This is a genomic window from Delftia sp. WSY_12, from assembly GCF_043104645.1.
Lineage (GTDB): Bacteria > Pseudomonadota > Gammaproteobacteria > Burkholderiales > Burkholderiaceae_C > Comamonas > Comamonas tsuruhatensis.
On sequence record NZ_JBICKW010000015.1, the window covers coordinates 85,778 to 107,240 of the forward strand.

A 21,463-nucleotide genomic window follows, 5' to 3' on the forward strand; every position below is an offset into this window, starting at 1 on the left:
GGCCTCTGCGGCTAGGCGGGGACGGCTGCCATGGCGGCGATGGCCGCGCAGCTGTCGATGTAGTGGTCCGCCTCGCCCGCGTCCGCGAACCAGGGGAAGAAGGTGCGCGGGTCGTCGAAGCCGTTGGCAAAGGCGCTGGCCAGCGGTGCCAGCGTGCCCGCGCTGGCCAGCAGCTTGAGCACATGGGGTGGCGGTGGCGCCAGCAGCATGTTGGTCCACTGCGTGACCCATTGCGCATAGCCGAACCAGTAGCGGTCGAAGGTCTGCTGCATCCAGGCGGCGTCGAATGCGCCATTGCCGTCACGATTTCCGTCGCCATTGCCGCCGCCATTGCCGCGCGCCAGGATGCTGCGCAGATAGGTGTCGGCGCACTTGGCCGCGTTGTTGGAGCCCTGGCCCGTGATGGGGTCGTTGAGCACCACCACGTCGCCCATGCCCAGCACCTTGCGCCCCGACGGCAGCGTGGCCACGGGCTTGCGCACCGTGGGGGCGAAGCGGCCCGCGAGGATGCCGTTGTCATCGGTCAGCGCAATGTCGCGGCAGCGCTCGGCCTCCCAGGGCACGAAGGTGTCGAGGATCCAGCGGCTGCGCTCCAGGTGCTGCTCCGGTGTCTTCACATCGCCCCAGCAGTCCATGGGGCCGCCGGGCACGCCTTCGAACACCATGATCTCGCAGGGGCCCGTGGTCGTCAGCGCCGGGAACACGAAATACTCGCCCACGCCCGGCAGCAGGTTGAAGGACACGGCGGAGAACGGCTCGCGCGGCTTCATGCCCGTCACATAGGTCAGCGCCAGCGCGCGCTGGGGCTGGTCGAAGCGCGAGCGGTGGGCATCGCGCTCGAACAGCCTCGATATCTCGCCCTTGCCGCTGGCAACCAGGGTCAGGTCATGGCTGCGCGTGCATTCCTCCAGTTCGGCGATGCCCGCGTCCCTGAGTACCAGCTCGCCGCCCTGGCGGCGGAAATCGTCCATCCATGCGGGGATCTTCAGGCGCTGGTCCACGGACTGCGCGCCCGCGTTCAGCCGCGCGGCCCAGTCGATGGCCTTGCCGGCCGCTTTCTCGCCGTGTTGCCCAGGGTGCGGCACGCACAGGCCGATGCCCTCGACCACCGGGCATTCGCGCGACCAGTGGTCCAGGCCCAGGCCGCGCTCTATCTGCAGCGCGCTGTCGAACATGCACTGGCTGGACATGACCCGGCCCTGGGCGATGTCCTGCGCCGTGCGGTTGCTCAGTATCGTGACCTGATGGCCCGCGGCCAGCAGGCCCAGGCCCAGTTGCAGGCCCGACTGGCCGGCTCCGACGATGGCGATTTTCTTCATGGCTGTCTCCTTGCGGCTCCGTGTCCGTACTGCGTACTAGTCCATCAATTGGGGAATGGCGGCCACGGCGCGCTCGGGCCCCATGGCGCCGTAGCCGCCGTCCACCGCGTAGTCGGCGCCGGTCACGAAGCTGGCATGGTCCGAGCACAGGAACAGCACCACCTGCGCCACCTCGTACGGATCGCCCACGCGGCCCAGCAGGTGAAAGGGCGCGGCCACGCGGTCGGTCTTGGCGCGGTCGCCGCCACTGAGCCGGTCCATCACCGCCGACCAGGTCCAGCCCGGGCAGACGCTGTTGACGCGGATGCCATCGGCCGCCAGGTCCATGGCCATGCTGCGCGTGAGCTGCTTCATGGCCGCCTTGCTGGCCGGGTAGAGCCAGCGACCCGTCTGCGCCGCTTCCGAAGAGATGCTGGTGAAATTCACCACGGCCCCGCCACCGGCGGCCACCATGTGCGGGTGCACGGCCTGCAGCATGGCCACGGCGCTGGCCACGTTCACGTTGAACGAGGCCAGCCAGTCCGCGCGCGGCGACTGCAGGCCTTCGTCTACATACGAGCAGGCCAGGTTGACCAGGATGTGCACGCCGCCGTGCCGGCTGCATGCCTGCTGCACGCAGGCGGCGACCTGCGCGTCGTCGGTGATGTCGGTGCGCACGAAAAGCGCGCCCTCGCCCAGCGCATCGGCCAGCACCTGGCCGTTGTCGGCATCAATGTCGGCAATGACCACCTTCACGCCGGCCGCGTGCAGCGCACGCACCACGCCGGCGCCTATCAGGGTGGAGCCGCCGGTGACGATGGCGCTTTTGCCTTCGAGTCCATTGAACATGACGCTTGTTCTCCCGTGTGGATGCCAGGCCGGGCTGGCCTGTGCAGCACACGTTACGGGGGGCCGGGCCGCGCAGGCATCCGGCAAGCGCAGGCACTGTCCCTGGCGCGCAGAAATTGGCTCCCGGGGAATGGTCCGAATTGTGGGAGCGGGTGGTTTTTGCTACGTTCTGCGCAGCCTATGGAACACGCCATGCACACACCGCTGCCGCTGCAGCGCTACCGGCTTTTCGAGAGCCACGACATGGACGAGGCCCGCGAAAGCGTGGCGCGCGTCTTCTGTCCGCATGGCCTGGGCATGCTGCGCCCGCGCGCCGAGCTGGATGCCTGCCACCACAGCGCGCCGCTTTCCCGCAACGTCAGCCTGAACTATGTGCAATACGGCCCCGGCGTGCACATCGAGCCCGGCTACCTGCGGGACTTCTTCCTGCTGCAGATTCCCCTGCGCGGCAGTGCCGAGATCCGCTGCGGCGCGCAGCAGGTGGATGCCACGCCGCGCCTGGCCTCCCTGCCCTCGCCGACCGAGCCGCTGTCCATGCGCTGGGCCGACGACAGCCCGCACCTGATCGTGCGCATGGCCCGCCCGGCCCTGGTGGCGCGGCTGGAGGCGCTGCTGCAGGCGCCCGCAGGCCGGCCCCTGGTGTTCGATCTGGGCGTGCCGCTGGACCAGCCGGCGCTGGCACCGCTGGTGCATTTCATCGACTGCCTGCGGCACACGCTGGATGCGGGCAACGCCCTGCAGGCCACGCAGGCGCTGGCCCGGCATGCGGAGGAATACCTGCTGACCAGCCTGCTGATGTCGGCCACGCACAGCCACAGCCGCGCACTGGCCGGGGACAGCCGGCGCAGCCTGCTGCCGCGCGGCGTGCGCAAGGCCCAGGAGTACATGCAGGCCCATGCCGACCAGCCCCTGTCGCTGGCCGATGTCTGCCGCGAGGCCGGCTGCAGCGCGCGCACGCTGCAGGCCGCCTTCCGCCAGCACGCAGGCATGGGGCCCATGGATTTCCTGCGCCAGCTGCGGCTGGACCGCGTGCGCGCCGAACTCCAGGCAGCCAAGGGCCCGGGCGCCGCAGCCGGCTCCGGCGTGCGCGATGTGGCGCAGAAATACGGCTTCCTGCACCTGGGCCACTTCGCGGCCCAGTACCGCAGCCGCTTCGGCGAGCTCCCGTCCGAGACGGCGAGCCGCCGCGTGCAGGCCTGAGGGCCTGCCTTTGCCGGTTCAGCCCCGGCCCACGAAGGGCATCTTGGTGGCCATCACCGTGTGGAACAGCACGTTGGCCTCCAGCGGCAGGCTGGCCATGTAGAGCACGGACTGGCCCACCACATCCGCGTCGATCAGCGGCTCCACCGCGATCTCGCCATTGGCCTGGGGCACGCCCTTGGCCATGCGCGATGCCAGCTCGGTCATGGCATTGCCGATATCGATCTGGCCCACGGCGATGTCGTAGGCACGGCCGTCGAGCGCAGCCGTCTTGGTCAGGCCCATGACGGCATGCTTGGTGGCCGTGTAGGCGCTGGAATTGGGGCGCGGCGCATGCGCGGAGATGGAGCCGTTGTTGATGATGCGGCCGCCGCGCGGCGACTGGTCGCGCATGGTGCGGAAGGCCTGCTGCAGGCAATAGAACATGCCGTTGAGGTTGACATCGACCACCTCGCGCCACTGCTCGGGCGTCCAGTCCAGGAAGGAGCCGGGCGGATTGCCCCGGCCCGCGTTGTTGAACAGCAGGTCCACGCGACCGAAGCGCTGCACCGTGCGCGCGAACAGCTGCTCCACGGCAGCCGGGTCGCTGACATCGGTGGCAATGCCCAGCATGCGCTCGCCCGCGCCGTACTTTGCCTGGGCCTCGGCGCAGGTCTCATCCAGCGGTGCCTGGCGGCGGCCCGCCACCACCACCTGGTAGCCGGCGCCCGCCAGGGCCAGCGCCACGGCCTTGCCCACGCCGGTTCCTCCGCCCGTGACCACGGCCGTCTTTGCGTTCTTCATCTCCATTGCTTGTCCATCCTGTAGTGCATGTGTTGCAGCCGCCGCCCGCGCACCGGTGGCGGGCGGCGCCGCTGCATTGTCGGCGACGCGCCGGGCCTGCGGACTGTGCCGCAGGCGACACCATCGCCACACTGCGGACGAAGCTCAGGCAAAGCGCCAGGCAATGGAGCCCAGCGGCCCGTAGTCCACATGGAAGCTGTCGCCGGCCTGGGCCGTGACGGGCCGCGTGAACGAGCCGGCCAGCACCACCTGGCCTGCGTCCAGCTGCTCATCCCATTGCGCGAGCCGGTTGGCCAGCCAGGCCACGCCCGTGGCCGGATGGTTGAGCACGGCGGCCGCCACGCCGGATTCCTCGATCACGCCGTTGCGCTGCAGCAGCGCCGACACCCAGCGCAGGTCCACCGCGTCGGGGCGCACGGGCCGCCCGCCCATGACGATGCCGGCATTGGCCGCGTTGTCGGCGATGGTGTCGCGCACCGTGCGCATGGCCTGGGTATCGCGGTCCTTTTGCTCGATGCGGGCGTCGATGATTTCCACGGCGGGCACCACCCAGTCGGTGGCGGCCAGCACATCGCACAGGGTGACGCCCGGCCCCTTGAGCGTGCGGCCCAGCACGAAGGCCAGCTCCACCTCCACGCGCGGAGCGATGAAGCGCGCAAAGGGAATGTCGTGGCCGGGCTCGAAGAACATGTCGTCCAGCAGGGTGCCGTAGTCGGGCTCGTTGATCTGCACGGCCTGCTGCATGGCACGCGAGGTCAGGCCGATCTTGTGGCCCCTGACCGTGCGGCCCTCGGCGCGCTTGAGCCGCATCCAGGCGCGCGAGATGGCGTAGCCGTCCTGCACCGTCATGTCCGGATGGCGGCGGGAAAAGTGCCGGACCTGCACCCGGCTTTTTTCGCTGGCGTGCAGCTCGGCCGCCAGGCTGTCTATGGTGTGTTGCGCAAGCATGGGCGGCCCTTCAGCGCGCGGCGGCGCCATCGTCGGCCCAGGCCAGGTAGCTGTCGGACACGCCCTGGCGCTGCATGGCATCCCACTGCGCCACCGAGGGCGTGGGCATCTGGAAGGCATCGCCCACGCGGCCATACCAGCCGGGGTTCTGCAGCCGCGCGATCAGCTCCATGGGCGCGGGGTCGAAGTACATGAGCTCGCCATCGACCACGGCCGCATCCATGACATGGGCGGCCAGCACGTCGGCCAGCACCAGGCTGCGCACGCCGTCGATATCGATGATCTGGCGCACGCGGCACTCGAAGGACGCAGGGCTGTCCACGATGCGCGGCGCCTTCACCCGCCGTGCATCGCCCAGGACCAGGCCGGCCTGGGCCGACTCGTCCACCTGCGCGCCGAACTCTATGGCCGTCACCGCCATGCGGCGCGCCAGCGGCTCGGACACCAGGTTCACCACGAACTCGCCCGTGGCCGCGATGTTGCGCGCCGTGTCCTTGAGCACGCCCTGGCGCGAGCCAATGCACACGCACAGCAGCGGCGGATCGCCCGACATGGCGTTGAAGAAGGAAAACGGCGCGACGTTGACCGTGCCGTCCCCGTCCACCGAGCTGATCCAGGCGATGGGACGGGGCAGAACCAGGGAGTGCAGGATGTTGCTGCGCTGCTCGCTGTTGAGCGATTGCATTTCAAAGTACATGGGAATCCGGAGGGGAAGGGAAAAAGGGAGGGCGTCGCGTCACTCGTTGCCGGCGCGCGCCGCGTCCTGCTCGGCCTGGGCGATGCCGGGGGCGCGCGCATTGGACTGGTGCAGTTCCACCAGGTTGCCGGCCGGGTCGCGCAGGAACAGCTGCTTGAGGCTGGGCGATGCCACGTTGTCCAGCGTGAAGTAATCGACGCCGCGCGCCAGCAGCTCCTGCTCGGCGCCGAGGATGTCGTCCACGGCCAGCGCGATGTGGTTGGACACAGGGTCCTTGCCCGGGCCCTGCGCATAGCGCGACGGCCCCTCGCTGCCGAGGATGTGCAACTGGCTGCCGTTGGGCAGGTTGATCCAGGAGCCGTAGATGCCGGGGATCTTCCAACGAGCGGCGTCCTGGGGCAGGTTCAGCACTTCGCGGTAGAAGTCGAGCATGGCGTCGGCCTGGGCGTGGTTGACGCCGAATCCGACATGGTGGAGTTCCAGAACTTTGATGGGCATGGGATGTCCTTGCAGATTTGTGTGCCGCCAAATAATACGCTTAACGTACTATACACAAAGCGTAATATATGAAAGCCGTAAAATCAACCGCCCTTTCTTCTCCCGGCTTCAACCCGCCTTCACCCGCTTCCATCCACTCCCATGAGTCCGCGCAAGACCGCTGCCGCATCGGCCCCCGATTCCCCCCCTCTCGCCAACGCCCCCGAAGCGCTGCGCCCGCACCTGGCCCTGATGGCCCAGACCGCGCAGCCCGGCACCGACACGCCGGCCGCCGGCCTGGGCCTGCTGCTGCTGTGGCTGGCCGACGATGTGGAGCAGCGCGCCAACGCATCGCTGCAGGCGTTCGGCCTGTCCGAGAGCAAGCTCGACGTGCTCATGATCTTCGGCCTGGCCGAGCGCGGGCTGCTGGGCGACACGGTGGTCACGCCGTCCTATATCGCCAGCTACGTCGGCGTGACGCGCTCGTCGGTGACGGGCCTGCTGGACTGGCTGGAAAAGCGCTCGCTGCTGGCGCGCAGCCTCAGCCAGGAAGACCGCCGCAGCTTCGACCTGGCGCTCACCGACCAGGGCCGCGAGGTGCTGGCCCGCGCGCTGCCGGCCTTCTGGCGCATGTGCGAGTCGCTGGTCGACTACCTGGACGAGGGCGAGCGTGCCAGCCTGCAGTCCATCCTCTTCAAGGCCTGGACGAGGATGAAGGCGCAACAGGGCGCTTGAGCCTGGGAGCGCGGCAGGCTGCCCTGGCTGCCGCAAGCCTGCGCAGCCGGCACGGTGCCATATTTCGCGCGGGCATAAGCTCAATCTTGCCTGTGCAAAATTTCCTTTGCGATCAATGCCTTGCGCCGCGCATGGCTCGCTATAAGGAAATGTGAATTCCGTCGTGGTGCGCGCCGGGGCCGGGTGTTGCAATGCCTTCAGAGGCCATGCCGGCAGGCGCCATGTGGGCGCCGGCGCCGGGCCTGGCCGAGCTGGAGGAACCACGCCTTGCCCACGCGCAGAAACACATTGCTCTGGTCGCTCGCCGCCACGCTGGCGCTGCCCGGCCTTGCGGCGGCCGCCGCGCTGAAGATAGGCGTCACGCCCGGCTCACTGGCCGACTCCGTGGAGGTCGCCGCCAAGGAGGCGCGCGCCCAGGGGCTGGACGTGCAGGTCATCGAGTTCACCGACTGGACCACGCCCAACACGGCGCTGGCGGCCGGCGACATCGACCTCAACTACTTCCAGCACCAGGCCTTCCTGGACAACGCCATCCGCGAGCGCGGCTATGCCTTCACCAGCGTGGCCACGGGCCTGCTGCCCAACATCGGCCTGTACTCGCTCAAGACCCAGCGCTTTGCCGACCTGAAGGAGGGTGCGCGCGTGGGCGTGGCCAATGACCCCGTCAACCAGGGGCGCGGCCTGCTGCTGGAGAAGGCCGGCCTGATCCAGCTGCGCGAAGGCAAGGGCCCGCGCGCGGGGCTGGACGACATCGTGTCCAACCCGCGCAAGCTGCGCTTTGTCGAGATCGAAGGGCCGCAGCTGGTGCGCGCGCTGGACGATGTGGACCTGGCCCAGGGCTACCCGGCCCACTTCGTCAACGCCGGGCGGCCGCAGGTGGCCGGCAATGCGCTGCTGTATTCGGGCATTGACGACCTGTACTACGCCATCCGCTTCGTCTCGCGCCAGGACAACGCCCGGGACCCGCGCATTGCGCAGTTCGTGCGCATCTACCAGACCTCGGGCGCCGTGCAGGCGCAGATCCACAAGTCATTCGCCGCCAACGACAGGCTGTACAGCCTGCCGTGGCGCAAGCCGTGACGCGGCCCCTTCCTGCCTTTTCGAACCCTTTTTTTCCGGAGATCCCGATGAAGCTTTCCCGTGCCCTGATCGCCCCGCTGGCCGCCCTGGCCCTGTTCTCCGCCCACGCTGCCGACAAGCTGCGCATCGGCGTGGTGCCCGGCGCCTACGCCGACTCGGTGGCCGTGGCCGCCAAGGAGGCCAAGGCCCAGGGCATCGATGTGCAGGTGGTGGAGTTCACCGACTGGACCACGCCCAACGTGGCCGTGGACTCGGGCGACCTGGACATCAACTACTTCCAGCACCAGCCCTTCCTGGACAACGCCATCCAGAAGAACGGCTACAAGCTGGCCAGCGCGGGCACGGGCATCCTGGCCAACGTGGGCCTGTACTCGCTCAAGCACAAGGCCATCGCCCAGGTGCCGCAGGGCGGCAAGGTGGGCATTGCCAACGACCCCGTGAACCAGGGGCGCGGCCTGCTCTTGCTGCAGAAGGTGGGGCTGATCAAGCTCAAGCCCGGCGTGGGCTACCTGGGCAGCCTGGACGACATCGTCGAGAACCCCAAGAAGCTCAGCTTCGTCGAGGTCGAGGGGCCGCAGCTGGTGCGCATCACGGGCGACGTGGACATCGCCCAGGGCTACCCGCACTTCATCGTGGCGGCCAAGGCCTTCGATCCGTCCAGCGGGCTTGCATATTCGGGCATCGAGGATGCGCGCTTTTCCATCCAGTTCGTGGTCAAGGCCAACCGCACGCAGGACCCCGTGGTGCAGAAGTTCATCCGCATCTACCAGAACTCCGATGCGGTGAAGGCCGAGGCCCAGCGCGCCTTTTCCAACGACAAGCGCCTGTACAACCTGGCCTGGGTCAAGCCCTGAGCGGCGCGGGGAGGACTTCAGCCATGTCAACCAGCATTGCAGCCAGGCAGCCCCTGGCGGACAGGCCGGCCCACGAGGCGGACAGGCGCTCATCGGCAGCGGCCGGCACCACGCGGGAATCCATCCGTGGGCCCGGCGCCGTGGCCTTCAGCGGCGTGGCCAAGACCTACCAGTCTTCGGCCGGGCCCGTACAGGCGCTGGACGCGATCAGCCTGGAGATCGCGCCGGGCAGCATCTTCGGCATCATCGGGCGCAGCGGCGCGGGCAAGTCCAGCCTGCTGCGCACCATCAACCGGCTGGAGCAGCCCAGCAGCGGCCAGGTGCGGGTCGACGGCGTGGACATCGGCACGCTGGACGAATCGCAGCTGGTGCAGCTGCGCCGGCGCATCGGCATGATCTTCCAGCACTTCAACCTGCTGTCGGCCAAGACGGTGCATGACAACGTGGCCCTGCCCCTGCAGGTGGCGGGCCTGCCGCGCGCACGCATCGATGCGCGGGTCAATGAGCTGCTGGCCCTGGTGGGCCTGCAGGAGAAGGCTGGCACCTATCCGAGCCGGCTGTCGGGCGGGCAAAAGCAGCGCGTGGGCATTGCCCGCGCCCTGGCCACCGACCCCGAGATCCTGCTGTGCGACGAGGCCACCTCGGCCCTGGACCCCGAGACCACGCAGTCCATCCTGGAGCTGCTGCGCACCATCAACCGCAAGCTGGGCATCACCATCGTCCTGATCACGCATGAGATGAGCGTGATCCGCGAGATCGCCGACCGCGTGCTGGTGCTGGAGCAGGGCCGCATCGCCGAGCTGGGCGAAGTCTGGAAGGTCTTCGGCAACCCGCAGCACCCGGCCACGCGCGCCCTGCTGGCACCGCTGCAGCATGGCCTGCCCGACGACCTGCGCCAGCGCCTGCTGCCCGACGCGCCCGCAGGCCGCCACGAACGCATCCTGCAGCTGACCTACCGCGGCGAGGACGGGCTGGAGCCCGACTTCCCGCGCATCGCCCAGGCCCTGGGCGGCCGGGTGCGCCTGCTGCATGGCGGCGTGGACCGCATCCAGGGCCATGCCCAGGGGCAGCTGCTGATCGCGCTGGGCGGCGGCACGGCCGCGCATGACTGGCACACATTGACGCAGGGCCCGGCGGCCATTGCGCATGACATCAAGGATCTCGGATATGTCGCTGAATCTGTCCATTCCCATTGAGCGCTACGGCAACGCGCTGGCCGACACGCTGATGATGGTCGGCGTCTCGGGCGGCATCGCGCTGGCGGCGGGCATTCCGCTGGCGGTGCTGCTCATCGTCACCGCGCCCGGCGGCTTCCTGGCCTCGCCGCGCACGCACCGCGCGCTGGGCAGCGTGATCAACGGCTTCCGTGCCACGCCCTTCATCGTGCTGCTGGTGGCGCTGATCCCGTTCACGCGGCTGGTGACGGGCACCACCATCGGCGTGTGGGCGGCCATCGTGCCGCTGGCCATCAGCGCCACGCCGTTCTTCGCGCGCATCGTCGAGGTCAGCCTGCGCGAGGTCGATCCCGGCCTCATCGAAGCCGCCCAGGCCATGGGCTGCCGCAAGTGGGACATCGTGCGCCACGTCTACCTGCCCGAGGCCCTGCCCGGCATCGTGGGCGGCTTCACCATCACCCTGGTGGCGCTGATCAGCTCCTCGGCCATGGCCGGCGCCGTGGGCGCGGGCGGCCTGGGCGACCTGGCCATCCGCTACGGCTACCAGCGCTTCGACACCCAGGTGATGCTGCTGGTGATTGCCGTGCTGATCGCGCTGGTCACCGTGGTCCAGGTGCTGGGCGACCGCTACGTGCGCCGGCTGCGCAGCCGCTGACGCTGAAAACAGGCACCACGCCTTTCCCTCCGGGGCCGCCGCCTGGCGGCCCTCTCCCCACCGACTCAGCAACGAGGCACGGAATGACCACACCGGATGCCCTGGGCGCAGCCTTGCCCGGCAACACACACCACACCCCGGGCGGGGCGCTGCGGCGCCTGCCCCTGCCGCCCTCCACCCCGCACCGCATCACCAGCGAGGCCGAGGCCCTGCAGGCCGCCCAGGCCCTGGCCGATGAATGGCGCGTGGACGCAGCGGCCCGCGACCACGAGCGGCGCCTGCCCTGGCAGGAAATCGAGCGCTACACGGCCAGCGGGCTGGGCGCCATCACCGTGCCCCGCGCCTACGGCGGCCTGGGCGCTTCCTACGAGACGCTGGCCCAGGTCTTCGTCACGCTGTGCGCGGCCGACCCTTCGCTGGGCCAGATTCCGCAGAACCATTTCGCCGTGCTGCAGAACCTGCGGGACATGGGCAGCGAGCCCCAGAAGCGCCGCTGGTTCGCCGACGTGCTGGCCGGCCACCGCCTGGGCAATGCCGGGCCGGAACGCAAGGGGCGCGCGGCCCATGTGCTGGAGGCCACGGCGCGCCTGTCGCGCGATGCCGCAGGCGGCCTGCGCGTCAGCGGCACGCGCTTTTACTCCACGGGCTCGGCCTTCGCGCACTGGGTGCCCTTCCGTGCCCAGGACGAGGAGGGCCGCATCGTGCAGGTCTGGGTGCGGCGCGATGCGCCGGGCGTGACCGTGTTCGACGACTGGGACTCCTTCGGCCAGCGCACCACGGCCAGCGGCAGCGTGCAGCTGGATCAGGTGCAGGTACATCCCGAGGACGTGGTGCCTGCCTGGCAGTTCGAGGCCACGCCCTCGCTGTCCGGCCCGGTGTCGCAGCTGATCCAGGCCTCCATCGACGCGGGCATTGCCCAGGGCGCGCTGCGCGACGCGGTGGACTTCGTGCGCGACAAGAGCCGGCCCTGGATGGACTCGGGCGTGGCGCGCGCCAGCGACGATCCCCACCTCATCCACGAGGTCGGCCAGCTGCAGATCGAGGTGGATGCGGCCCATGCCGTGCTGCTGGAGGCCGCGCGCACGCTGGATGCGCTTGCTGCAGCGGCGGGTGGCGCGGCGGACGAGCAGGCCAGCGCCCAGGCCTCGGTGGCCGTGGCCGAGGCCAAGATCCTCACCACCGAGGCCGCGCTGCAGGCCGGCGAGCACCTGTTCGCGCTGGCCGGCTCCTCGGCCAGCCGCGCCGCCCACCGCCTGGACCGCCACTGGCGCAACGCCCGCGTGCACACGCTGCACGACCCCGTGCGCTGGAAATACCACCTGCTGGGCAACTACCTGCTCAACGGCGTCCTGCCGCGCCGCCACCAGTGGAACTGACCGCCATGACACAGACATCGACCCAAGAGCTGCAGGCCCTGGCCTCCACGCCGGGCAGCCAGCCCGCTCCCGCAGCGCCTCCGGCCCGGCCCGCCCACATCATCGGCAGCGAGGCCGAGGCGCTGGAAGCGGCCCGCAGTTTTGCCGCCCTCATCGCCCCCGGCGCGCTGGCGCGCGACCGCGACCGCCTGCTGCCCTGGCAGGAGGTGGAGCAGTTCAGCCAGAGCGGCCTGTGGGGCATCACCATTCCCCGGGAGTACGGCGGCGCGGGCGTGTCCACGGCCACGCTGACGCGGGCCATTGCCCTGATTGCGGCGGCCGATGGCAACTTCGGCCACATTCCGCAGAACCACTACTACTCGCTGGAAGTGCTGCGCGTGGGCGGATCACCCGCGCAAAAGGCCTTCTTCTATGACCGTGTGCTGCGCGGCGAGCGCCTGGGCAATGCGCTGGCCGAGATCGGCCACCGCGACTTCCAGCGCCGCACCCGGCTGCTGCGCGAGAGCGGCAGCTGGTTCGTGCAGGGGCGCAAGTTCTATTGCACGGGCGCCCTGTTCGCGCACTGGATTCCCACCCTGGTCAGCGCGCAGGAAGAGGCGCCGGGGCAAGGCGAGCGCATGTATCTGGTCTTCATCCCGCGCGATGCGGCCGGCGTCACCGTCACCGACGACTGGGACGGCTTCGGCCAGCGCGTGACGGGCAGCGGCTCCGTTCAGTTCGACCGCGTGCGCGTGGAGCCCGAATGGGTGGTGCCCTTCACCAGTTCCTTCGAGCGGCCCACCACCATCGGCCCCTTCGCCCAGATCATCCATGCCGCCCTGGACGCGGGCATTGGCCACGGCGCGCTGCAGGCCGCCCTGCCCTTCATCCGCGAGCATGCGCGGCCCTGGGTGGACGCGGGCGTGGCCAGCGCCACGCAGGACCCGCTGCTGCTGCAGCAACTGGGCAATGTCCACGTGCGCCTGCGCGCCGCCGATGCCCTGGTGGCCCGCGCGGCCCTGGCCGTGGACGCCGCCCAGCGCGCGCCCACGGACGACAGCGTGGCCGCTGCCTCGGTGGCCGTGGCCCAGGCCAAGGCGCTGAGCACCAGCGCCAGCCTGCTGGCGGGCAGCAAGCTGTTCGAGCTGGCGGGCACGGCCTCCACCCTGGCGGGACAGGGCCTGGACCGCTTCTGGCGCAACGCGCGCACCCACACCCTGCACGACCCCGTGCGCTGGAAATACCACGCCGTGGGCAACTACGTGCTCAACGGCATACGCCCGCCGCGCCATGGCGCGCTCTGACCTTTATCAACGACACAGGAATGCAATGATGACAACGACCTCCCCCACACTCTGGCCCCGGCTGGCCGCCTTCCTGGGCGCTGCCCTGCTCGCGGGCAGCGCCCTGGCCGCGCCCCTGAAGATCGGCGTGGTGCCAGGCATCTTCGCGGACTCGGTGGAAGCCGCCGCCAAGGAGGCCAAGAAGCAGGGCCTGGACGTGCAGGTGGTGGAATTCACCGACTGGGCCACGCCCAACGTGGCGCTGGACGCGGGCGACATCGACCTCAACTACTACCAGAACAGCAACTACCTGGCCAATGCAGCGCGCAGCAAGGGCTTCAAGTTCACCAGCGTGCAGGCGGGCATCCTATCCTACCTGGGCCTGTACTCCACGCGCCACAAATCCCTGGCCGACCTGCCCACGGGCGCCAAGGTGGCCATTGCCAGCGACCCCGTCAACGTGGGCCGCGGCCTGCGCCTGCTGCAGCACGCGGGCCTGATCACGCTGCGCCCCGACACCGGGCTGCTGGGCGCCCAGGCGGACATCGTCTCCAACCCCAGGAAGCTGCAGTTCGTGGAGATCGAGGGCCCGCAGCTGGCCCGCACCACGCCCGACGTGGACCTGGCCCAGGGCTTTCCGTATTTCATCATCGCCTCCAAGGCCTTCGATGCCAGCAAGGGCCTGGCCTACACCAGCTACGAGGACGACTCCTGGGCCATCCAGTTCGTGGCCCGCAGCGACCGCGCGGCCGACCCGCGCATCGCCCGCTTCCTGGACATCTACAAAAACTCCGACGTGGTGCGCAAGACCATCCACGCCTTCTACCTGAACGACCAGAAGCTCTACCGCCTGGCCTGGTTGAAGAACTGACGCAACGGACTGCAGGACCCGCCCCATGACGCAAGCCAAGCGCCACATCCACGTCAACGCCTTCAACATGAACTGCGTGGGCCACATACACCACGGGCTGTGGACCCATCCGCGCGACCGCTCGACCGAGTACGGCACGCTGGCCTACTGGACCCACATCGCCAGGGTGCTGGAGGAAGGCCTGTTCGACGGCATCTTCATCGCCGACGTGGTCGGCTACTACGACGTCTACCAGGGCGGCGTGGACCTGACCCTGCGCGAAGGCATACAGTTGCCCGTCAACAACCCCTGGCTGCTGGTCTCGGCCATGGCGGCGGTGACGCGGCACATCGGTTTCGGCCTCACGGCCACCGTGGGCGCGCACCAGCCCTATACCTTCGCGCGCGACGTGACCACGCTGGACCAGCTGACCAATGGCCGCATCGGCTGGAACATCGTCACCGGCTATGTGGACAGCGGCGCGCGCGGACTGGGCCAGGACGGCCTGGCCGTGCACGACAGCCGCTACGACCGCGCCGACGACTTCCTGGAGCTTTCCTACAAGCTCTGGGAAGGCAGTTGGGAAGAGGGTGCCGTGATCGCCGACAAGGCGCGGCGCATCCACGCCCTGCCCGACAAGGTGCACCCGGTGGTGCACGAGGGGCCGTTCTACCGCGCCAACGCCATCCACATGAGCGCGCCCTCGCCCCAGCGCACGCCCGTGCTGTTCCAGGCCGGCACCTCGCCGCGCGGGCTGCGCTTTGCGGGCCGGCATGCCGAGGGCATCTTCATCGGCGCACGCACGCCCGAGGCCGCGCGCGAGGCCTCGCGCCAGCTGCGCCAGGCCGCCGTGGACGCGGGCCGGCGCCCCGAGGACATCAAGATCTACGCCGGCGTGGCCGTGGTGCCCGGCCGCACCGAGGCCGAGGCCCGCGAGAAATACGCCGACTACCTGTCCCACGCCAGCGCGGAAAGCGGGCTGGCCCACTTTGCCGCCAGCACCGGCGTGGACTTTGCGCAGTACGGGCTGGACGACCCCATCTCCTTCGGCAACACCAACGCCATCCAGTCGGCGGCCCAGGCCGCGCAGAAGCAGGGCTGGACCACGCGGCGCAAGCTGCTGGAGCAGTTCACGCTGGGCAGCCGCTACGCCACCATCGTGGGTGACCCGTCCCAGGTGGCCGACGAGCTGGAGCGCTGGATCGACGTGGGCGAGATCGACGGCTTCAACCTGACGCGCATCGTCGCGCCCGAGACCTGGGAAGACTTCGCCCGTCTGGTCGTACCCGAGCTGCAGAACCGGGGCCGCTACCGCACCAGCTACGGCGACGACGCCACGCTGCGCCAGCGCCTGTTCGGCCAGGGCGACCGCCTGCCCGCCAGCCACGCCGCCGCGCGCTGGCGGCGTTGAAGGCACCGCGCAGGCCGCGCTGCGCAGGGACGGGCGCAGCGGCCGTGCCCATATCGCCAGAACGCATTAGCACATGCCATGCGCCACAAAATTCCTTTCAGAAACAAGCACTTGCCAAGGCACCCAAACCGATAAGCAAATGCGTTAAGTTTCTTTCGCCATACCGGCGTTCGGCCCTGTAATGAAGGCATCCATCCCACCTCATCCGGGCTGGCAGTCTTCGCAAACCGCATGCCGCGCTGCCTCCTGGAACCCACGCCAAGGAGTTTCCATGAGCCGATCGCTGAAGACTGTCATCGTCAATGGCAGCCTGAGCCGCCCCTCCCGCACCCGCGTCCTGCTGGACGCCCTGCATGCCCGCCTGGGCCAGGAGCTGCCGCTGCAGGCACAGGTCATCGACCTGCTGGACCTGCAGCCCCACCTGGGCGCGGCCCTGTCCAAGAACGACCTGCCGCCGGCCACGCTGCAGGCCATCGAAGCCATCGAGCAGGCCGACTTCCTGATCGTCGGCGCGCCGGTGTTTCGCGCCAGCCTGCCGGGCCTGCTCAAGCACCTGTTCGACCTCATCGACCTGGACGCGCTGCAGGGCACGCCCGTGCTGCTGGCCGCCACCGGCGGCAGCCCGCGCCACGCCCTCATCCTGGACCACCAGCTGCGCCCGCTGTTCGGCTTTTTCTCGGCCCTCACCCTGCCCATTGGCGTGTACTCCACGCCCGAGGACATCCAGGACGGCCAGGTCCACAGCGAATCGCTGCGCCAGCGCATCGAGCTGACCGTGCAGCTGTCGGCCCCGGTGCTGCGCGGTGCGCTGCAGCAGCTGGTGCAGGCCCAAATCCAGGCCGAGGCACAGCCGCCTGTTCCCGAAGCCGCCGACCTGGCCCTGGCCGGGCAGCCCGCGTGAGCCAGGCACAGGCCGTCCCTGCGGACCCGATAGCCACTGCGCAGGATCTGGCGCAGCGCCTCGCCGCCACGGCGGCCCTGCGCGATGCCGCAGGCGGCACGCCCAAGGCCGAGCGCGATGCGCTGCGCGCCAGCGGCCTGCTGGCACTGAGCATTCCGCACGAGCTGGGCGGCCTGGGCGCGGACTGGGTGCAGACGCTGGAGACGGTGCGCATCCTCGCCACGGCAGACGGCTCGCTGGCCCATGTCTACGGCTTCCAGCACCTGCACCTGGCCACCGTGCAACTGTTCGGCCAGCCCTCCCAGTGGCGGCCCTGGCTGCTGCAGACGGCACGCCACCGCTGGTTCTGGGGCAATACGCTGAACCCTCTGGACCGTCGCACCACGGCCACGCGCCAGCCCGGCCACTGGGAGTTTTCGGGCAAGAAGAGCTTCACCTCGGGCGCGCTGGACTCGCAGATGCTGGTGGCCTCGGCCATCGATGCCGACAGCGGCCAGCTGCTGATCGGCGTGGTGCCCACGGAGCGCACGGGCATCACCTTGCTGCGCGACTGGGACAACATGGGGCAGCGCCAGACCGACAGCGGCTCGGCCCTGTTCGAGCGCGTGCGCGTGGAGGCGGCAGAGCTGCTGCTCGACCCCGGCCCGCTGTCCACGCCGCATGCCGCGCTGCGCCCGCTGCTGGCCCAGCTCATCCTGGCCCATCTGTTCCTGGGCATTGCCCAGGGTGCGCTGGAGCAGGCGCGCGGCTACACGCTGAACGAGGCGCGGCCCTGGTTCAAGTCCCCTGCCGATGCGGCCGGCGCAGACCCCCACATCCAGGCGCTGTATGGCGAGCTATGGGCCGCGCTGGAAGGCGCGCGCCTGCTGACCCTGCAGGCCGCGCAGCGCTTTGACGCCGCCTGGCGCCGGGGCCCGGCGCTGACCGCCCACGAGCGCGGCGAAGTCGCCGTGGCCGTGACGGCCGCCAAGATTGCCACCACGCGCTCGGGGCTGGACCTGTCCAGCCGCATCTTCGAGGCCACGGGCGCGCGCGCCACGCACGCGGCGCTGCGCTTTGACCGCTTCTGGCGCAACCTGCGCACGCAGACGCTGCACGACCCGCTGCACTACAAGCTGCAGGAGCTGGGCGACTGGGTGCTCAACGGAACCCATCCGCAGCCCAGCTTCTATTCGTGACGCCGCGCCATGAACACCCGTCTGCCCACCTGGCCGCCCGGCAAGTCCTCGGCAACACCTGCGCCCGTACCTGCGCCCGCGCCCGCAGCCTCTGCCGCGCACGATGACGGCGCCGCGCCCGCGCCGTGGATACTGCAAGACCCGGCCTCGCAGGCCCTGCTCAAGACCATGGGACAGGTGGCCGCCAGCGAGGCCGGAGTCCTCATCCTGGGCGACAGCGGCGCCGACAAGGAAATGGTGGCCCGCCACATCCACCGCCTGAGCCCGCGCCGCCACGGCCCCTTTGTCGCCGTCAACTGCGGCGCGCTGTCCGAGGCCCTGATCAACGCCGAGCTCTTCGGCCACGAAAGCGGTGCGCTGACGGGTGCCTTCGGCAACCTGCCCGGCCGCTTCGAGGACGCCCACGGCGGCACCCTGCTGCTGGACGAGATCGACGACCTGCCCCTGCACATCCAGAGCAAGCTGGTGCGCGTGCTGCAGGACAAGGCGGTCACCCGCATCGGCGCCAGCCAGCGCACGCCAGCCGATGTGCGCGTGCTCGCGGCCAGCAGCGCGCCGCTGCATACCAAGGTGGCAGCGCGGCGCTTTCGCGAAGACCTGTACTACCTGCTCGATGTCGTCACCCTCACCGTGCTGCCGCTGCGCCAGCGCCCGGCCGACATCCTGCCGCTGGCGCGCCACTTCATCGCGAGCTACTGCCAGCGCATGCGCTACGCGCCCATGGCACTGAGCCAGGACGCGCAGCGCAAGCTGCTGGAGCACGACTGGCCCGGCAACAGCCGCGAGCTGGAGAACGTCATCCACCGCAGCCTGCTGCTGACCCAGGGCATGCACATCGGCGCGGGCGACCTGCACATCGCCAGCAGCCAGGGCGAGCCCGATCCCGTCCCCACACGCGAGGCCGAACACGGCGCCCAGGCCGCCGCCGCCGAACTGGCCCTGGGCGAAGCGCTGGACAGCCTGTGCGACGTGCATGCCGAGGGCCTGGAGCAGCACGTGCTGGGCGCTCTGCTGCTCAAGGCCTGGCAGCGCAACCGCGGCAACCAGGTGCAGACCGCGCGCCAGCTGGGCATCAGCCGCAGCGTGGTGCGCGCGCGGCTGCAGCGCCTGGGCCAGGTGCCGGGCGAGGCCGCGCCACCGTCTTTTCCATCGTCCCCGGAGATCCCATGAGCCAAGACCCCCACGCATCGCCAGACATCTTCTGGTTCCTGCCCACCTCGGGCGACACGCGCTACCTCGGCACCTCCGACTTCGGCCGCGCCCCCACCAACGCCTACATGCGCCAGATCGCCGTCACGGCCGAGGAGCTGGGCTACGACGGCCTGCTGATCCCCACCGGCAGCTCCTGCCTGGACCCCTGGGTGGTCGCCTCCAGCCTGGTGCCCGTCACGCAGCGCATCAAGCTGCTGGTGGCCCTGCGCACCTCGCTGGGCGCGCCCGTGTCCAGCGCGCGCCAGGCCGCCACGCTGGACCAGGCCCTGGGCGGGCGCCTGCTGCTCAACGTGGTGCCCGGGGGCGATGCCACCGAGCTGGAGGCCGACGGCATCTTCCTGGCCCACGACGAACGCTATGCCTACGCCGATGAATTCCTGACCATCTGGCGCCGCCTGCTCGCCGGCGAGGCCGTGGACTTCGACGGCAAATACTTCAAGGTCAAGCAGGGCCGCAACTTCTTTCCCCCGGTGCAAAAGCCGCATCCGCCGCTGTACTTCGGCGGCTCCTCGGACGCCGCCCACGACCTGGCCTCGCGCCAGGTGGACGCCTACCTCACCTGGGGCGAGCCCCCCGCCGCCGTGGCCGAAAAGTTCGCCGACATCCGCCGCCGCGCCGCGCAGCAGGGCCGCCAGGTCCGCCTGGGCGTGCGGCTGCACGTCATCGTGCGCGAGACCAACGAGGAGGCCTGGGCCGATGCCGAGCGCCTGATCAGCAAGCTCACCGACGAGGACATCGCCCGCGCCCAGGCCGGCTATGCGCGCATGGACTCCGTGGGCCAGTCGCGCATGGCCGCGCTGCACGGCGGGCGGCGCGACCGGCTGGAGGTGGCGCCCAACCTCTGGGCCGGCGTGGGCCTGGTGCGCGGCGGCGCGGGCACGGCCCTGGTCGGCGACGCGGCCACCGTGGCCGAGCGCCTGCGCGAGTACGCCGCGCTGGGTGCGGACAGCTTCGTGCTCTCGGGCTACCCGCACCTGGAGGAGTCCATCCGCTTTGCCGAGCTGGTCTTCCCCCTGCTCGGCAAGCGGGCCGTCACCACCAGCGACCAGGCCCAGACCGGCGGCGCCTTCGACATCCGCAGCATCCAGCGCCGGCAGTCTGCATCGTGAGCCGCCCCCGGGCTTGCGCCTTGTCAGACCGCAAGACCCCGCAGGCAGCTCGCCCGCTCAAGCCCCCAGATGTTTGACAGCAGCTGCCGGGCACGTCCCGCGCCGGCGACGGGAGCGGCAAGCTCCATGAACTTGTCCTCCAGCTCCCCATCCGACAACGGCAGTTCGGGATCGCCCTTGCGATCGGGCTGCAACCAGACATGGCGGCGTCCATCCCTGGCAACGATTTCCAGGCGCGCCGATCTCTTTCCCGGGAAGGCCCTATCGATTTGCGGGTCCACCGAGACCTGGACGCGCTCGAGCATCGCGCGCACGGCGGGATCGGCCAGGCGCTCGGGGGTGTAAGCGGACATTCGCACGCTGCCATGGACCAAGGCCGTCGCCACCACGAACCGGAGACTGAAGCGCGCTTCGTTTTCGGTCACGGGATCGGTGTAGCAGGCGATATCCAGGGCCGGGCCATAGGTGGCCACGGCCACGCTGCAGATGTCGTCCGCCCGCAGGGCATGCTGGCTGCGCAGAGCCAGCGCGGCGTCGATGGCCGCAAAGGTATGGCCGCAGCCGACATGGTTCTTGAAGGTGAGCCGGGTGATGTGGAAGTCCCTGCCCAGCGTGTCCCCGATGCCTGACCAGTCCGGTCCGTCGCTGACAGCGCGGCCCAGGCCCGACTCCCCCTCCAGCACATCCAGCGATCCCGTCACCCCCCTGTGCGCGAGTTGCGCAGCCAGCAGGCCGGCCTCCGCTGCGCGCCCGGCATGCAGGGGCTTGGACATCGAATCCATGCGGAATGCCTGCTGCAGACCCGCAGAGAAGGTGGCCGCCGTGGCCAGTGCATGGGCGAATGGCCCTGCATCCAGCCGCAGCGCATACCCTGCGGCCGCCGCTGCCCCGAAGACGCCCACGGTGCCGGTGTTGTGCCAGAAGCGGTAGTGGGCCCGGCCCAGGGTCACGCCGATGCGGGTGGAGACCTCATAGCCCAGCACCACGGCACGCAGGAATTCCAGGCCACTGGCCCCTGCCTGCTGGCTTGCCGCCAACGCCGCTGCAATGGTTGCTGCCCCGGGGTGGTACATGGCATCGCGGAAGCTGTCGTCCACCTCGGCGGCATGGGCCGCCGAGCCGTTGAAAAGTGCCGCCGCCCGCGCCTTGGCCATGCGGCCGTTTCCAAGCCGGCAGGACCCACGGTCCAGATCCTCGGCAAGCACCTGTTCCAACTGTGCAAGAGGGGCGCAGCCCAGGCCCGGGAACAGGGAGGCATACCAGTCGATCACGGCCCGCTTGGCGTGGTGGATGACGGTGTCGGGAAGCTCGGTGCGTTGGTATCGAGAGGCAAATTGTCCGAACACTTCGGTCGCATGCATGCGTGGTCTCCTGGATGAACACTGGCCGGGGCAGTCTCACTTTTTTGGCACA

General features: G+C 69.8%; 21 protein-coding genes. 14 read left to right on the forward strand and 7 right to left on the reverse strand.

Features of this window, described 5'->3' with window-relative positions; genetic code table 11:
• Positions 1-11: 11 nt before the first annotated feature.
• Together ACF8LI_RS08880 and ACF8LI_RS08885 are read right to left on the reverse strand one after the other, a co-directional pair.
• Positions 12-1,319 carry a styrene monooxygenase/indole monooxygenase family protein gene (locus tag ACF8LI_RS08880; protein WP_392412396.1) on the reverse strand — a complete coding sequence of 436 codons (1,308 nt, stop codon included), beginning with the start codon at positions 1,317-1,319 and terminating at the stop codon, positions 12-14.
• A 36-nt stretch (positions 1,320-1,355) separates the two neighbouring features.
• Complete coding sequence (locus ACF8LI_RS08885) at positions 1,356-2,147, reverse strand: SDR family oxidoreductase (protein ID WP_280048040.1); 792 nt, start codon at positions 2,145-2,147, stop codon at positions 1,356-1,358.
• Between the two features lie 192 nt (positions 2,148-2,339).
• On the opposite strand from ACF8LI_RS08885, the gene ACF8LI_RS08890 reads away from it, so the two are divergent.
• Entirely contained in the window at positions 2,340-3,347 is a 1,008-nt protein-coding gene (locus ACF8LI_RS08890) for an AraC family transcriptional regulator (RefSeq protein WP_016449087.1), read from the forward strand.
• A gap of 18 nt (positions 3,348-3,365) precedes the next feature.
• On the opposite strand, the gene ACF8LI_RS08895 is transcribed toward ACF8LI_RS08890, so the two are convergent.
• The 4 genes from ACF8LI_RS08895 to ACF8LI_RS08910 form a co-directional block, all read right to left on the reverse strand.
• On the reverse strand, positions 3,366-4,136 hold the full coding sequence (locus ACF8LI_RS08895) for an SDR family oxidoreductase (RefSeq protein WP_013803947.1): 771 nt from the start codon (positions 4,134-4,136) through the stop codon (positions 3,366-3,368).
• 138 nt (positions 4,137-4,274) lie between these two features.
• A complete protein-coding gene (hpaH, locus tag ACF8LI_RS08900) occupies positions 4,275-5,078 on the reverse strand; it encodes a 2-oxo-hept-4-ene-1,7-dioate hydratase (RefSeq protein ID WP_392412397.1) in 804 nt (267 codons plus the stop codon).
• A gap of 10 nt (positions 5,079-5,088) precedes the next feature.
• Entirely contained in the window at positions 5,089-5,775 is a 687-nt protein-coding gene (locus ACF8LI_RS08905) for a flavin reductase family protein (protein ID WP_012203713.1), read from the reverse strand.
• 39 nt (positions 5,776-5,814) lie between these two features.
• Positions 5,815-6,273, reverse strand: coding sequence for a VOC family protein (locus ACF8LI_RS08910; RefSeq protein ID WP_017404212.1), 459 nt, complete (start codon positions 6,271-6,273; stop codon positions 5,815-5,817).
• A gap of 141 nt (positions 6,274-6,414) precedes the next feature.
• Between ACF8LI_RS08910 and ACF8LI_RS08915 the strand changes: the two genes are divergently transcribed.
• The 13 genes from ACF8LI_RS08915 (at position 6,415) to ssuD (ending at position 20,050) form a co-directional block, all read left to right on the forward strand.
• Positions 6,415-6,987 carry a MarR family winged helix-turn-helix transcriptional regulator gene (locus tag ACF8LI_RS08915; RefSeq protein ID WP_392412398.1) on the forward strand — a complete coding sequence of 191 codons (573 nt, stop codon included), beginning with the start codon at positions 6,415-6,417 and terminating at the stop codon, positions 6,985-6,987.
• Positions 6,988-7,254: 267 nt separating this feature from the next.
• A complete protein-coding gene (locus ACF8LI_RS08920; RefSeq protein WP_392412399.1) occupies positions 7,255-8,067 on the forward strand; it encodes a MetQ/NlpA family ABC transporter substrate-binding protein in 813 nt (270 codons plus the stop codon).
• Positions 8,068-8,114: 47 nt separating this feature from the next.
• A complete protein-coding gene (locus ACF8LI_RS08925; RefSeq protein WP_013803953.1) occupies positions 8,115-8,921 on the forward strand; it encodes a MetQ/NlpA family ABC transporter substrate-binding protein in 807 nt (268 codons plus the stop codon).
• 23 nt (positions 8,922-8,944) lie between these two features.
• The gene (locus ACF8LI_RS08930) at positions 8,945-10,117 is read left to right on the forward strand and encodes a methionine ABC transporter ATP-binding protein (protein WP_392412401.1); all 1,173 of its coding nucleotides are present in this window, start codon (positions 8,945-8,947) and stop codon (positions 10,115-10,117) included.
• Positions 10,089-10,751, forward strand: a complete 663-nt coding sequence (locus tag ACF8LI_RS08935) for a methionine ABC transporter permease (protein ID WP_012203707.1) — start codon at positions 10,089-10,091, stop codon at positions 10,749-10,751. Before ACF8LI_RS08930 ends, ACF8LI_RS08935 begins: the two co-directional genes overlap by 29 nt.
• An 83-nt stretch (positions 10,752-10,834) precedes the next feature.
• Positions 10,835-12,127 carry an SfnB family sulfur acquisition oxidoreductase gene (locus ACF8LI_RS08940; RefSeq protein ID WP_392412403.1) on the forward strand — a complete coding sequence of 431 codons (1,293 nt, stop codon included), beginning with the start codon at positions 10,835-10,837 and terminating at the stop codon, positions 12,125-12,127.
• Between the two features lie 5 nt (positions 12,128-12,132).
• Positions 12,133-13,410 carry an SfnB family sulfur acquisition oxidoreductase gene (locus ACF8LI_RS08945; RefSeq protein ID WP_338497919.1) on the forward strand — a complete coding sequence of 426 codons (1,278 nt, stop codon included), beginning with the start codon at positions 12,133-12,135 and terminating at the stop codon, positions 13,408-13,410.
• 25 nt (positions 13,411-13,435) lie between these two features.
• Positions 13,436-14,260, forward strand: a complete 825-nt coding sequence (locus ACF8LI_RS08950; protein ID WP_392412406.1) for a MetQ/NlpA family ABC transporter substrate-binding protein — start codon at positions 13,436-13,438, stop codon at positions 14,258-14,260.
• Between the two features lie 25 nt (positions 14,261-14,285).
• Positions 14,286-15,650 carry an LLM class flavin-dependent oxidoreductase gene (locus ACF8LI_RS08955; RefSeq protein ID WP_392412407.1) on the forward strand — a complete coding sequence of 455 codons (1,365 nt, stop codon included), beginning with the start codon at positions 14,286-14,288 and terminating at the stop codon, positions 15,648-15,650.
• 271 nt (positions 15,651-15,921) lie between these two features.
• Complete coding sequence (msuE, locus tag ACF8LI_RS08960) at positions 15,922-16,551, forward strand: FMN reductase (protein ID WP_016453782.1); 630 nt, start codon at positions 15,922-15,924, stop codon at positions 16,549-16,551.
• Positions 16,548-17,729, forward strand: a complete 1,182-nt coding sequence (locus ACF8LI_RS08965) for an acyl-CoA dehydrogenase family protein (protein WP_392412410.1) — start codon at positions 16,548-16,550, stop codon at positions 17,727-17,729. The genes msuE and ACF8LI_RS08965 overlap by 4 nt, the downstream gene beginning before the upstream one ends.
• Positions 17,730-17,738: 9 nt before the next feature.
• Complete coding sequence (locus ACF8LI_RS08970; protein ID WP_016450171.1) at positions 17,739-18,899, forward strand: sigma 54-interacting transcriptional regulator; 1,161 nt, start codon at positions 17,739-17,741, stop codon at positions 18,897-18,899.
• The gene (gene ssuD, locus ACF8LI_RS08975) at positions 18,896-20,050 is read left to right on the forward strand and encodes an FMNH2-dependent alkanesulfonate monooxygenase (RefSeq protein WP_046988041.1); all 1,155 of its coding nucleotides are present in this window, start codon (positions 18,896-18,898) and stop codon (positions 20,048-20,050) included. The genes ACF8LI_RS08970 and ssuD overlap by 4 nt, the downstream gene beginning before the upstream one ends.
• 23 nt (positions 20,051-20,073) lie before the next feature.
• On the opposite strand, the gene ACF8LI_RS08980 is transcribed toward ssuD, so the two are convergent.
• Positions 20,074-21,411 (reverse strand): MmgE/PrpD family protein, encoded by a 1,338-nt coding sequence (locus ACF8LI_RS08980; RefSeq protein ID WP_392412412.1) that lies wholly within the window; start codon positions 21,409-21,411, stop codon positions 20,074-20,076.
• Between the last annotated feature and the right edge of the window lie 52 nt (positions 21,412-21,463).

Bases quoted from the DNA above. Each gene is read 5' to 3' on its own strand.
- ACF8LI_RS08930 (WP_392412401.1), top strand. From the start codon at position 8,945: ATGTCAACCAGCATTGCAGCCAGGCAGCCCCTGGCGGACAGGCCGGCC.
- ACF8LI_RS08885 (WP_280048040.1), bottom strand. From the start codon at position 2,147: ATGTTCAATGGACTCGAAGGCAAAAGCGCCATCGTCACCGGCGGCTCC.
- msuE (WP_016453782.1), top strand. From the start codon at position 15,922: ATGAGCCGATCGCTGAAGACTGTCATCGTCAATGGCAGCCTGAGCCGC.
- ACF8LI_RS08935 (WP_012203707.1), top strand. From the start codon at position 10,089: ATGTCGCTGAATCTGTCCATTCCCATTGAGCGCTACGGCAACGCGCTG.
- ssuD (WP_046988041.1), top strand. From the start codon at position 18,896: ATGAGCCAAGACCCCCACGCATCGCCAGACATCTTCTGGTTCCTGCCC.
- ACF8LI_RS08910 (WP_017404212.1), bottom strand. From the start codon at position 6,273: ATGCCCATCAAAGTTCTGGAACTCCACCATGTCGGATTCGGCGTCAAC.
- ACF8LI_RS08905 (WP_012203713.1), bottom strand. From the start codon at position 5,775: ATGTACTTTGAAATGCAATCGCTCAACAGCGAGCAGCGCAGCAACATC.
- ACF8LI_RS08980 (WP_392412412.1), bottom strand. From the start codon at position 21,411: ATGCATGCGACCGAAGTGTTCGGACAATTTGCCTCTCGATACCAACGC.
- hpaH (WP_392412397.1), bottom strand. From the start codon at position 5,078: ATGCTTGCGCAACACACCATAGACAGCCTGGCGGCCGAGCTGCACGCC.
- ACF8LI_RS08955 (WP_392412407.1), top strand. From the start codon at position 14,286: ATGACGCAAGCCAAGCGCCACATCCACGTCAACGCCTTCAACATGAAC.
- ACF8LI_RS08970 (WP_016450171.1), top strand. From the start codon at position 17,739: ATGAACACCCGTCTGCCCACCTGGCCGCCCGGCAAGTCCTCGGCAACA.
- ACF8LI_RS08945 (WP_338497919.1), top strand. From the start codon at position 12,133: ATGACACAGACATCGACCCAAGAGCTGCAGGCCCTGGCCTCCACGCCG.
- ACF8LI_RS08925 (WP_013803953.1), top strand. From the start codon at position 8,115: ATGAAGCTTTCCCGTGCCCTGATCGCCCCGCTGGCCGCCCTGGCCCTG.
- ACF8LI_RS08890 (WP_016449087.1), top strand. From the start codon at position 2,340: ATGCACACACCGCTGCCGCTGCAGCGCTACCGGCTTTTCGAGAGCCAC.
- ACF8LI_RS08895 (WP_013803947.1), bottom strand. From the start codon at position 4,136: ATGGAGATGAAGAACGCAAAGACGGCCGTGGTCACGGGCGGAGGAACC.
- ACF8LI_RS08915 (WP_392412398.1), top strand. From the start codon at position 6,415: ATGAGTCCGCGCAAGACCGCTGCCGCATCGGCCCCCGATTCCCCCCCT.
- ACF8LI_RS08940 (WP_392412403.1), top strand. From the start codon at position 10,835: ATGACCACACCGGATGCCCTGGGCGCAGCCTTGCCCGGCAACACACAC.
- ACF8LI_RS08880 (WP_392412396.1), bottom strand. From the start codon at position 1,319: ATGAAGAAAATCGCCATCGTCGGAGCCGGCCAGTCGGGCCTGCAACTG.
- ACF8LI_RS08950 (WP_392412406.1), top strand. From the start codon at position 13,436: ATGATGACAACGACCTCCCCCACACTCTGGCCCCGGCTGGCCGCCTTC.